Genomic DNA, 12,730 nt, shown 5'->3' with positions numbered 1-12,730 from the left:
ATATCGATATTAGTGAAATTATCAGGTGCTTCACGGTAGCTTTATTGATACATTATTGAGCATCGACATAGTTGTGGCGTATTTTTCGAGACAGAAAAAACCCAATACTATGCATATTGTTGAATGAAAGGACTTTTTTGATGTTTCAACATATCCCCCCATACGCAGGCGATCCAATTCTCTCTTTAATGGAACAGTTCAATGCTGATACTCGTTCTGGAAAAGTGAACTTGAGTATTGGTCTTTATTATAACGAAGACAGCATTGTTCCTCAGTTAGAGACCATTATCGAGGCGCAAAAGCGTATTGAGCCTAAGAACGGTAAAACCAAACTTTATTTGCCAATGGAAGGCTTCAAACCTTACCGTGAAGCAATTCAAGCACTTTTATTTGGTGCAAACAGCCCAGCAGTTAAAGCTGGCCGTGCTGTAACCATCCAAACACTTGGTGGTTCAGGTGCATTGAAAGTTGGTGCGGACTTTTTAAAAACTTATTTCCCAAATTCAGACGTTTGGGTAAGCCAACCAACTTGGGATAACCACGTTGCGATTTTCAATGGCGCTGGCATCAAAACTCATTTCTACCCATATTTCGACAACGAAACACGTGGTGTAGATTTTGACGGTATGCTTTCTACACTTAAAACTTTGCCTGAGCAAAGCATTGTGTTATTGCACCCATGCTGCCACAACCCAACTGGTGCTGACTTAAACCCAGCGCAATGGGACCAAGTAATTGCAGTATTAAAAGACCGTAACCTTATTCCATTCCTAGACATCGCTTACCAAGGTTTTGGCGATGGTATGGAAGAAGATGCGTATGCAATCCGTGCTTTAGACCAAGCGGGTCTAAACTTCATTGTGAGCAACTCGTTCTCTAAAATCTTCTCTTTATATGGCGAGCGCGTTGGCGGCTTAACTTTCGTATGTGACGATGCAGAAGCTGCTCAGTGCACATTTGGTCAGTTAAAAGCGACTGTACGTCGTATTTACTCTAGCCCTCCTACAACAGGCGCTTGGTTAGTTGATGAAGTGTTAAATGACGCTGAACTTAACCAACAATGGCAAGGTGAAGTGAAAGAGATGCGTGAGCGTATTATTAAAATGCGTAGCATCTTGAAAGATGAACTTACTAAAGCATTACCAGACCGTGACTTTAGCTACCTTGTAAACCAAAAAGGTATGTTCAGCTACACAGGTTTAACTGCTGAGCAAGTTGATATCTTGCGTGAAGAATATGCAATCTACTTAGTACGTAGTGGTCGTATTTGTGTAGCAGGTTTAAACATGAACAATGTTTACACTGTTGCTAAAGCAGTTGCAGAAGTACTTGCTAAATCAACAGAAGCGGCATAATACATCTATAAAAAAAGGCGCTTCGGCGCCTTTTTTATTTCTCGATATTAAGATTTGGTTTTGCCCCAATATTTCAGTTTTGAGGTATGACCAATACCTACGTTAAAGCTGTTGGTTGGGTCGAGTTTTTGATAGAAATTGGCTAATGCAGGTTTGGCAATGTAAAGGTGCCCAACATTATGCTCTGCTGGATATTCAGCACGACGCGCATCCAACAACTTCCACATTTGATGTTCCATTTCTAACGGGTCATTGCCCTTTTTAAGAATATAGTCCTGATGGAACACATGACAAAAGAAATGCCCATAATAGAGTTTATGGATAATTTTCTTTTCCATCTCGGCTGGTAGTTGCTCTACCCATTCGCGGTCATTACGACGTAACGCAATATCAAGCGCTACAATATCTTCAACTTCACTACGGTGCGTATCACGATAACGAATTGCCGCCCCCGCAATCGCAAAGCGGTGCAAGAAGGCCTTTCGTCCTTCCTCTTCACTACATACGAAATAGCTACCTGACTGATGCACTGGAAAATATTCTTTTAAAAACTGCTCGGTTTGTGCTTTTGAATTATTTTCGACACGCAGCACTAAATGGTGCTCATAACGATCTCGATATTCGGTCATACGCTTAGGCAAATGACTCGGTAAAAAGAAGGTAATAGCCTGTAAAATATGATCCGTTAAGCCTTTAATTTTAAATCTTTCTAAAAAGCCATCGACTTTATCTTTCATCGCAAAAGCTTTTGGAACATTGGCTGTGCCAAATTTCTCAATAAATAAGAACGTGTCTTTTCCGTACTTTTCACCAATCAAGTAAGCATCTCGATGAATATATTCGCCCGCTATCGGTAAGCTTGGTAGTGAGGTCAGTAAGTAACGACGAATCGCTGTTAAGTCATCGGCATCATTAGTACCAATATAAAAGACATTACTTTCTACTTTTTCATAAGTATCAAGGCGTACGGCAAACACACAGACTTTCCCTGCCGAACCCGAAGCCTCAAACAAACGTGACGGGTCTGCATTAAAACGTGCAGGTGTATCTTCATCAACTTGGGTTACATCGTGTGCATAGCGATGGTCCGATGCCTGCTTTTCGCTGTCATCTAAAATATCTACGGCTTGGTATTGTTTCTTCTCTAAACGCGTCAAAATTTCTTCAGGAGTCGAGCCTAAATTCACCCCTAAATGATTCACCAGTTCCAATTGACCAGTAGCGTTCACCTGAGCATATAACGCCAGTTCAGTATACGCAGGTCCACGGCGTACCAATGCACCGCCCGAGTTATTACAAACACCGCCTAGTACTGATGCCCCAATACAAGATGAACCAATCACTGAATGCGGTTCACGATTATAGCCTTTTAAAATTTGCTCTAAATTATCTAAGGTCGCACCTGGTAAACAAATCACTTGCTTACCATCATGAATAACTTGTATGCCCTTTAATCGGCGCGTACTCATGACCAACACAGGACGATCATAATCATCGCCATATGGCGTTGAACCACCAGTGAGTCCTGTATTTGCTGCCTGCATAATCACAATACAGTCTGCCTCAATTGCAGCTTGGAGCACCTGCCATTGCTCTAGCAAGGTACCCGGCACCACCACAGCAAGTACTTTCCCCTCACCAAAACGACGACCTTGGCGGTACTGACGCGTGCTTTGGTCATCGGTCAAAACATAAGAACGCCCCACAATATTTTGTAAGCGTTCGATCACTGCTTGAGGAGAAAATGTTTGCATGATGGTTTCCTTTTGGTCATCCATTTATAAAATTAGACCAACACGACGGGATCTTACCGTTTGTAATTTATAATTTAATTAGCTCATTCTCTAATGGGAATCAGCCCTATATTTACTATCGTGGTTGGCGGCAGGGATGCCGCCTGTTGAGCAACTGTACAAGGAAGTACGGTTTGCTCAACAAAAGGTTTTTGGTTACTTTTTTAAAAAAGTAACGTCAATTAGCTACTTACATTAAAATTTTCCCGATAAGGCTCCGTCGTGCCAATATCATCAAAGTTAATACGGAAACGTTAGAGCTTCATCGCCTGTACTAAACAATCCGCATTAATATCCGAAATCGACTTAGCACCCGTGAGCGTCATCGCAACACGCATTTCCTTATCGATCAAATCAAGCAAGTTCGACACCCCTTGCCCACCTGCTGCTGCCAAGGCATACACAAACGCACGGCCAAGTAAAACCGTATCAGCCCCAAGTGCCAACATACGCACCACATCTAAACCATTACGAATGCCTGAGTCAGCCAAAATCGCCAAATCACCTTTAACTGCGTCGGCAATTGCAGGTAATGCACGAGCAGATGACATCACGCCATCTAACTGACGACCACCGTGATTCGATACCACAATCCCATCTGCACCAAAACGCACAGCATCTTTGGCATCTTCAGGGTCTAAAATACCTTTAATCACCATTGGGCCATCCCAAAATTCACGAATCCACTCAAGGTCTTTCCATGAAATAGATGGGTCAAAGTTTGAGCCTAACCAACCAATATAGTCTTCAAGCCCAGTCGGTTTACCTAAATATTTAGAGATATTTCCGAGGTCATGCGGACGCCCCATTAAGCCGACATTCCACGACCAATGTGGATGGAACATAGACTGCATATAACGGCGCATCGCAGCATTTGGTCCACTCATACCCGAATGAGCATCACGGTAGCGCGCACCCGGCACAGGCATATCTACGGTAAATACCAGTGTTGAACAGCCTGCTGCTTTTGCACGTTCCAAAGCATTACGCATAAAACCACGATCACGTAATACATATAATTGGAACCACATAGGGCGATTAATTGCAGGTGCAACTTCTTCAATCGGACATACCGAAACCGTTGAAAGTGTAAATGGTATGCCCTTTTTATCGGCTGCCATCGCGGCCTGAACTTCACCACGGCGCGCATACATACCTGTTAAACCTACAGGCGCCAAAGCAACTGGCATCGATAAGGTTTCGTTAAATAGTTTTGTCTCTAAACTTAACGCTGACATGTCATTCAGCACACGTTGACGCAATGCAATTTCTGACAAATCTTGTACGTTACGCTTTAAGGTATATTCTGAATACGCCCCACCATCAATGTAATGAAATAAAAATGGTGGTAAGCGACGTTGTGCCGCAGCACGATAATCATTGCCAGAAGAAATAATCATTTTGAATCAACTCTATTTAAACGATTTGCACGTTTCTGGCGAGCTTCATCTTCATCCAGAGAACGCACATGATTAATCACAAATTCAATATGACCGCAGACAGCTTGGCGTGCGGCCTCGGGATCTTTACGATCAATAGCATCCATTACCTGAAAATGCTGCTCGCTCAGCAAGTCACCATTTACGGGGTCGTTATAAACTTTTTTACGTCCTAACAAGACGTTGTATTGCAGCAAATCGAACAGACTACGCATCATTTGGATCAGCACCACATTGTGAGATGCTTCAGCAATCGCTAAATGGAATTCAGCATCGGCCACCGCAGCCTGTGCTGAGTCACCTGCATTTTGATGGCGACTAATTTCATTAAAATAATGATGGATTTTGGCGCGATCTTCAGGCGTTGAGCGTAATGCGGCATACCAAGCAGTGCCACCCTCAAGCAACAACCGCGCCTCTTGCACATCAAAACGGTAGAGTGGATCTTCTTCAATCAGGTTGCTAATCGGGTTCACAATCAGTTGCTGTGGCCACTGTTCAGGTAACTGCTGAATATAAGTTCCATCGCCACGGCGGCTAATCAGCACACCTTGACTATTGAGCTGTTGAATTGCTTCACGCAAAGACGGACGAGAAACTCCCAAGCTAGTTGCAAGCTGGCGCTCGGCAGGCAAACGATCACCTTTTTTCATGTGACGCTCTTCAATTAATGCCTGCAATTTCATGACCACTTGATCGGAGATTCTCATCGCGTTTCCTTCACTGGAGTTATGGAATCATCCACGGCACCAGATAAGCCTGAACCGTAATAATGATGCCAACAAAGACAGTGAATATGATGCTATGTTTTACAGTGAAACGGAACAAGTCAGACTCTTTTCCAACTAAGCCTACTGCGGCACAAGCAATCGCAATCGACTGCGGAGAAATCATTTTACCTGTCACACCACCGCTGGTATTGGCAGCCACAAGCAATACTTCTGGAATACCAATTTGCTGAGCTGTGGTTGCCTGTAGTGCCGAGAACAAAGCATTTGAAGAGGTATCTGAACCCGTAAGGAATACACCAAGCCAACCCAAAAATGGTGAGAAGAAAGTAAACGCATGACCCGTATGCGATAGAGCCAAAGCCAAAGTTGCAGATAAACCTGAATAGTTCGCAATAAAAGCAAAAGCCAACACCATACCAATTGAATAAATCGGTGTTTTTAACTCATTGAGTGTTTCACCAAAAGTTGTTACGGCCTCACTTGCTTTCATTTTCAAGAAAATAGCAGTGATGATTGCAGCAATAAAAATTGCCGTACCTGTTGCAGAGAACCAGTCAAACTTATAAATCGCTTCGTATGGCTTCATCTCTGCCACAATCGGTGGCATTTTCTCGACCAATTTGTGTAAATACGGCACTTCAAGTTTAAAAATCCAGTGTTCAAGAGCACCATCTTTTGCAAATAATGCTTTAAATGGCTTAACGCTCCAGATCGTCACCATCACGGTTAAGATTGCAAATGGAGACCATGCCTTAGCAATTTTGCCAATGCTATAACGTTGAACCGTGGTTGGTTGCTGAGTTAAAGTTTGGCCAGCTTCAGGTTCAAAACGGAAAATATGTTTTGGTTTCCAAACACGGAACAGTAAAGTTAAGCTCACCAATGATGCAATTGCTGCGGTAATATCTGGTAACTCAGGACCAATGAAGTTAGAAGTGAGATACTGAGCAATCGCAAACGAACCACCACCGACAACTACCGCAGGCCAAGTTTCTTTAACACCACGCCAACCGTCCATAATCGCCATAATCCAGAACAGCACGATCAGCGTTAAAAACGGCAACTGACGACCCACCATCTGGCTAATTTCCATAGTGTCTACGCCTGACACCTGCCCCGCCACAATAATTGGAATACCCATTGCACCAAAAGCCACTGGCGCTGTATTTACAATTAAACATAAACCAGCAGCATAAAGTGGCTTAAACCCTAAACCGACAAGGAGTGCAGCAGTAATTGCTACAGGAGCACCAAAGCCAGCCGCCCCTTCAAGGAAAGTACCAAATGCAAAACCAACCAATAGCATTTGCAAACGTTGGTCTTCGGTAATTGACAAAATGCTTGACCGAATAATCTCAAACTGGCCTGTTTTTACTGAAATTTTGTATAGAAAAACTGCCCCGATAATGATCCATGAAATTGGCCATAGACCGTAGAAGAAACCGTAAATAATGGATGCAAAGGCCATTTGACCCGGCATTTGATAGAAAAAGAGCGCAATCAATAATGCAATAATGACTGTGCCCGTACCCGCGATACTACCTTTTAAACGAAAAACTGCTAATGCTAAAAAGAAGAAAATAATCGGGATTAATGCAACCGCACTGGACAGCCAAATATTATTTAAAGGGTCATAAAGTTGTTGCCACATATTGAGCATTGTCATCTCCTTGAAATGCCGGGGCGAATTTTTGTACCTTAAATTCTTAAACATTTAACACAATTGGTATGACCAATTAAAAATTAAGTGCAAATGTTGTTCCTTAAACCACAGACCGCATCATAAACACAGATATTCGCAAGATCAATCATTAAATAATCACTATAATTGGTAATACCAATAGTATTAAGCAAAATCAAGCTCTTTCTAATTTAGAAATTTTCTTATTAGACTAAAGTCTTAAAAATACTTTCTTATAAACTTAAATATAACTTACAGAAATGAAGTGAAAAATTTGAACATAAAACAATAAACATAATCATTTATTGATAAATGTATAATAATGCCCAAAACTTAAATCATTTGTATTGAACTGAATAATGACTACTTTAACCTGTTTTAAAGCCTATGATATCCGAGGCAAACTCGGCACCGAATTGAATGAAGAAATCGCCTATAAAATTGGCCGCGCATACGGACAAATCTATAAACCAAAGACTGTGGTTGTAGGTTGTGATATTCGTCTAAGCAGTGAGGGTTTAAAACAAGCGACTATCCGCGGGTTAAATGATGCGGGTGTCAATGTTCTTGATTTAGGCATGACAGGTACTGAAGAAGTTTACTTCGCCGCCTTTCATTTAGATGTACAAGGTGGTATCGAAGTTACTGCGAGCCATAACCCAATGGACTATAACGGTATGAAATTGGTTCGAGAAAATGCTCGTCCAATTAGTGCCGATACTGGTTTAAAAGAAATTCAGGCTTTAGCAGAAACCAATAACTTTGAAGAAGTTAGTCAAAAAGGTACAACTCAAAGCTATAACATTTTGCCTGAGTTCGTTGACCATCTACTGACTTATATTGAACCAGCAAAAATCCGCCCACTGAAGTTAGTGGTAAATGCTGGTAATGGTGCAGCTGGTCACGTGATTGATGCTATTGAAGAAAAATTTAAAGCGCTTAACGTGCCAGTTGAATTTATTAAAATTCATCATGAAGCAGATGGTACTTTTCCAAATGGCATCCCTAACCCAATTTTAATTGAAAACCGTGACAGTACCCGAAATGCTGTACTTGAGCATAAGGCAGATATGGGAATTGCCTGGGACGGCGACTTTGACCGCTGTTTCTTGTTTGATGAGAAGGGCCAATTTATTGAAGGCTACTATATTGTTGGACTCTTGGCTCAAGCTTTCTTAATCAAACAGTCAGGCGAAAAAATTGTTCATGACCCACGTTTAGTGTGGAACACATTTGATATAGTCGATGAATACAAAGGTGTTGCCGTCCAGTCAAAATCTGGCCATGCATTTATTAAAGACGTTATGCGTGAACACAATGCTGTATATGGCGGTGAAATGAGTGCCCATCACTATTTCCGGGACTTTGCTTACTGCGATAGCGGTATGATTCCGTGGTTACTGACCGTTGCCCTACTTTCTGAAACAGGACAATCACTTTCAACACTCGTTGAAAATATGATTACCAAATTTCCTTGTAGTGGTGAAATCAACTTTAAAGTAGCTGATACACAAACCACTATTCAAAAGATTTTCGACTTCTATGCCGATCAAAATCCACAAATTGATCGTACCGATGGTGTAAGCCTCGACTTTGGTGCATGGCGTTTTAACGTCCGCGCTTCAAATACTGAACCCTTATTACGTCTCAATATTGAAAGCCGTGCAGACCGCCAAGCTCAGCCAATGCAACATTATGTAGATGAGTTGACTGGATTGATTCAGAACTAATTCATAATAAAAAAGGAGCTATAAGCTCCTTTTTTATTGCTATTTAATTATATCCATTAGGATTCTGCTTCTGCCAATTCCAGCTATCAGCAAGCATATCTTCTAAACCATATTGCGGCTGCCAACCCAACTCAGCAACTGCACGACTATTGTCTGCAAAAGATGTGGCTACATCTCCAGATCTCCGCGGTGCAAACTCAAAAGCTACAGGCACACCATTAACTTTTTCAAATGTATCCTTAACTTGTAAAACAGATGAACCATTACCTGTACCGATATTCCATGCACGACAACCTGTCGCATCCAATCGGTTATTGAGAGCACATAAGTGCGCATTCGCTAAATCGACCACATGGATATAGTCACGCACACCAGTACCATCCACAGTTTCATAATCATTACCATAAATGGATAGTTTCTCACGGCGACCAACAGCAACTTGTGTCACATACGGCATTAAATTATTTGGAATACCTTTAGGGTCTTCCCCAATACGTCCACTTTTATGTGCACCGACTGGGTTAAAATAACGAAGTAATGCGATTGACCATTTTGGATTAGATGCGGACAATTTTTGTAATAATTGCTCAACAATCAGTTTAGTATAGCCATAGTTATTACTTGGCATACCTGTTGGCATTTCTTCATTTAATGGAGATATATTGGCTTCATCATAAACTGTTGCAGATGAGCTAAATACAAGCGTATAGACACCTGCCTTTTCCATCGATTTAACCAGTTGAACGCTGCCGGCAATATTATTATCAAAATAAATGAGTGGCTTTTCCTGACTTTCACCCACTGCTTTCAAACCTGCGAAGTGAATAACAGCATCAATAGTATGTATTTGAAATACACGGTCCAACTCATCTGCATTGCGGATGTCACCATGTACAAAAGTTAAACTTTTTTGGGCGATATCTTGAACTCTCTTTAAAGATTCTTCAGAACTATTTGAAAGATTATCAAAAACGACAACTTCATGACCAGCCTGCAAAAGTTCAACACATGTGTGTGAACCAATATAACCTGCGCCACCAGTGACTAGAATTTTAGCCATCTACTTTTCCTAACAAAATTTTAATTAATCCACGTGTTGAAGCGTCAAGTTTTGAAGAATCATTTTGAACGCCACTTAAAATCGGGAGTAACTGATCAGCGATCTGTTTACCCTTTTCAACTCCCCACTGGTCAAATGGATTAATATTCCAAATTACAGATTGAACAAAAACTTTATGTTCATATAAAGCAATTAACATTCCTAAACTATAAGGATTAAGTTCTTTTAATAATAAGGTAGAACTCGGCTGATTACCTTCATATTGCTTATAAATTGGCAGATTTTCTAATTCAGTTGAATCCAAAGCTTCATTACCGAAAGCCAATAAGCGTGATTGCGCCAAGCAATTAGAGAGAGCAAGATGATGTTGCTCAACTAAGGCATCTGCGTTTTCAGCATAGGTAAAGTGGTCTGCATTATAACGTTGAATTGGTGCAATAAAATCACAACTGACTGCTTGGGAGCCTTGATGTAGCAATTGATAGAACGCATGCTGAGCATTTGGACCAACTTCACCCCACACAATTGGGCAAGTATCTAGCTCAACTTTTTGACCATTGCGCTGCACCGACTTGCCATTAGACTCCATCTCTAATTGTTGTAAATAAGCAGCAAAATATTTTAAACGTCCATCATAAGGCAAGACTGCGTGAGTCTGAATATTTAAAAAATTATTATTCCAAATTCCTAATAATGCCATTAAAACAGGAATATTTTGATCAAAACTTGTATTTTGAAAATGCTCATCGACGGTATGAGCCCCTGCTAAAAGTTGCTTAAATCCATCAATACCAATCGTCAAAGCAATAGGTAAACCAATACAAGACCATAGTGAATAACGGCCACCTACCCAATCCCACAGCAATAATTGATTTTCAGGCGCAATTCCCCATTCAGACATTTTGTCAGCTTTTGTGGACACACCAATAAAATGGCTTTTTAATACGCGGGCATGTTTCCCTAACGTTTTTTCTAACCACTGACGCACTGTTTGGGCATTTGATAAGGTATCAATCGTTCCAAAAGATTTTGAAGAAATAATAAATAAAGTAGTTTCTGGGCGAAGTTGATGGAGCAGTTCTGATAGCTGACTACCATCCATCGTTGAAACAAAATGAGTGTTAAGGGGCTTAGCCGTTTTCACCTTAAAATCAGACAGCGCATGAGTCACCATTTGTGGCCCTAAATCAGAACCACCCACTCCAATATTGACAACATCTTGGATCACTTCACCAGTAGCACCACGATATTGCCCTGCATGGATTTTTTCCACTAAGGTATACATACGTTCTAACTGACTATGAACTTGTTCTGTTAAGTCTGGAAACTTTGAATAGTCAGCTGGTAAACGCAATGCCCAGTGCATTGCTTCACGTTGTTCGGTACAGTTAATTTTATCTTGTGAAAAAAGACGATTAATCCATTGGGTTAAATTTTTATTCTTCGCAAGAGCTACCAGTTGTTCCAAAATATCCTTAGTTACTCTGTGCTTACTATAATCAAAAAATAATTGATCAAACTTTACTGAGTAATTATGAAAACGATCTGGCTCTAAAGCAAATAACTCTTTGATATGTAATTTTGAGTTTTCTTCACCTAAAGTTTGAAGATGAGCTAGAGGCGAGACTAATTCCTTCGGAAATTGCTCAATTGATTTACTCATAAGCGACCTACTCCTTCATAAGCAAAGCCTTTCGCTTTTACATATGCTGGATCATAAATATTACGTCCATCTAAAATTAACGGATGTTTCATTAACTGTTGTAGTTGCTTAAAGTCAGGGCTCCAATATTGCTTCCATGCCGTGACGAGGCACAATGCATGAGCATCTTGTGCAGCCTCATATTTATCAGTGCATAAAATTAAATCTTCCCTAGGCCCGTAAGTGGCAGCTATTTCATCTAAAGCTTGAGGATCGTGCAGGCGCACTACTACGCCTTGTGCCCATAACGCCGCCAATAAAATATGAATCGGTGAGTTATGTATATTTGAAGTATTTTCTTTAAAAGAAGCACCCCAAATCGCAACCGTTTTACCATTTAGACTACAGTGATAATAATTCCATAACTTACGGAATAAAATCTCTTTCTGCTGCTCATTAATCGCCCAAACCTGCTCTAAAAGACGACTTTTTGTTCCAGTTTCAGATACAGTACTTGAAAGCGTTAAAATATCATGTGAAAAATTCTCACCACCAAATCCTACACCAGGCGATAAATATGCAGCACCAATTCGTGTATCAGCAGCAATACCATGCTTTACATTCGCAATATCAATACCTAACTTTTCGGCAACCATAGCTAAGTCATTCATATAACTAATGCGGGTCGCCAACATACCCGAGATACTAAGTTTGGTAAACTCCGCATCTAAAATTGGCATAAATAAATATTGATAGCTAAATTGGAAAAATGGACGCAATAGCTCTTGCATGGTTTCACTTGCATCCCTAGATTCAACACCAATAATGACATGTTTTACATTCAATACACTATTGATAGCATTACCCTCCTGAATCACATCAGGAAAGTAAACCCATTCATCTTTTGGCAAATGCTGTTTTAATTTTTCTGTACCGTGTAAACCAAAAGTTGAACCATTAATCATTAATCTAGGATGAACAATTGGTCGCTCACTCAGTTTTTGTACGGTTTTTAAAGCAAGTTCAATTTGTGTGGGACTAAAACAAAATAAATATACTTCAATATCTAAAGGGATCTCGGAAAAAGGGCTCTCAATTAAAAAACCTGCTTTTCTTTGTTTATTTAAATAATTATTTACTTCTTGATCTTGATACGTAAGGACAGAAACATCTTCTTCACAACTTACACAGGTACACCAATAAATTTGGTTACCATATTCAGCCAATAATGCCGCCATAACACCGGCATGTAACGTTGTTCCAAATACTGCGATTTTCATTGCACACCTGATTTATAGA

9 protein-coding genes are annotated in these 12,730 nt (G+C 40.6%); 2 read left to right on the top strand and 7 right to left on the bottom strand.

Going from position 1 to position 12,730, the window contains the following annotated elements:
* Positions 1-140: 140 nt before the first annotated feature.
* Entirely contained in the window at positions 141-1,355 is a 1,215-nt protein-coding gene (locus J663_RS16080) for an aromatic amino acid transaminase (RefSeq protein WP_013199242.1), read from the top strand.
* A gap of 47 nt (positions 1,356-1,402) precedes the next feature.
* On the opposite strand, the gene dld is transcribed toward J663_RS16080, so the two are convergent.
* The 4 genes from dld to lldP form a co-directional block, all read right to left on the bottom strand.
* Entirely contained in the window at positions 1,403-3,109 is a 1,707-nt protein-coding gene (gene dld, locus J663_RS16075) for a D-lactate dehydrogenase (protein ID WP_033850921.1), read from the bottom strand.
* A 293-nt stretch (positions 3,110-3,402) separates the two neighbouring features.
* Positions 3,403-4,548 (bottom strand): FMN-dependent L-lactate dehydrogenase LldD, encoded by a 1,146-nt coding sequence (gene lldD / locus J663_RS16070; protein ID WP_002050500.1) that lies wholly within the window; start codon positions 4,546-4,548, stop codon positions 3,403-3,405.
* Positions 4,545-5,297, bottom strand: a complete 753-nt coding sequence (lldR, locus tag J663_RS16065; protein ID WP_004711163.1) for a transcriptional regulator LldR — start codon at positions 5,295-5,297, stop codon at positions 4,545-4,547. Before lldR ends, lldD begins: the two co-directional genes overlap by 4 nt.
* Positions 5,298-5,316: 19 nt before the next feature.
* Positions 5,317-6,984, bottom strand: coding sequence for an L-lactate permease (gene lldP, locus J663_RS16060; RefSeq protein ID WP_171073670.1), 1,668 nt, complete (start codon positions 6,982-6,984; stop codon positions 5,317-5,319).
* A 374-nt stretch (positions 6,985-7,358) separates the two neighbouring features.
* On the opposite strand from lldP, the gene J663_RS16055 reads away from it, so the two are divergent.
* The gene (locus tag J663_RS16055) at positions 7,359-8,729 is read left to right on the top strand and encodes a phosphomannomutase/phosphoglucomutase (protein WP_033850918.1); all 1,371 of its coding nucleotides are present in this window, start codon (positions 7,359-7,361) and stop codon (positions 8,727-8,729) included.
* 43 nt (positions 8,730-8,772) lie between these two features.
* Here J663_RS16055 and galE read toward each other — a convergent pair whose 3' ends face one another.
* The 3 genes from galE to J663_RS16040 are packed head-to-tail and all read right to left on the bottom strand — an operon-like array spanning position 8,773 to position 12,711.
* Positions 8,773-9,789: a UDP-glucose 4-epimerase GalE gene (gene galE, locus J663_RS16050; protein WP_033850916.1), complete on the bottom strand. Its 1,017-nt coding sequence runs from the start codon at positions 9,787-9,789 to the stop codon at positions 8,773-8,775.
* The gene (gene pgi, locus J663_RS16045; protein ID WP_033850915.1) at positions 9,782-11,452 is read right to left on the bottom strand and encodes a glucose-6-phosphate isomerase; all 1,671 of its coding nucleotides are present in this window, start codon (positions 11,450-11,452) and stop codon (positions 9,782-9,784) included. Before pgi ends, galE begins: the two co-directional genes overlap by 8 nt.
* Positions 11,449-12,711: a nucleotide sugar dehydrogenase gene (locus J663_RS16040; RefSeq protein ID WP_033850913.1), complete on the bottom strand. Its 1,263-nt coding sequence runs from the start codon at positions 12,709-12,711 to the stop codon at positions 11,449-11,451. The genes pgi and J663_RS16040 overlap by 4 nt, the downstream gene beginning before the upstream one ends.
* Between the last annotated feature and the right edge of the window lie 19 nt (positions 12,712-12,730).

Origin of the sequence: Acinetobacter sp. 826659, assembly GCF_000588515.1 — a bacterium.
GTDB classification, from domain to species: domain Bacteria; phylum Pseudomonadota; class Gammaproteobacteria; order Pseudomonadales; family Moraxellaceae; genus Acinetobacter; species Acinetobacter pittii.
This window is presented reverse-complemented; position numbering and strand designations above follow the sequence as displayed.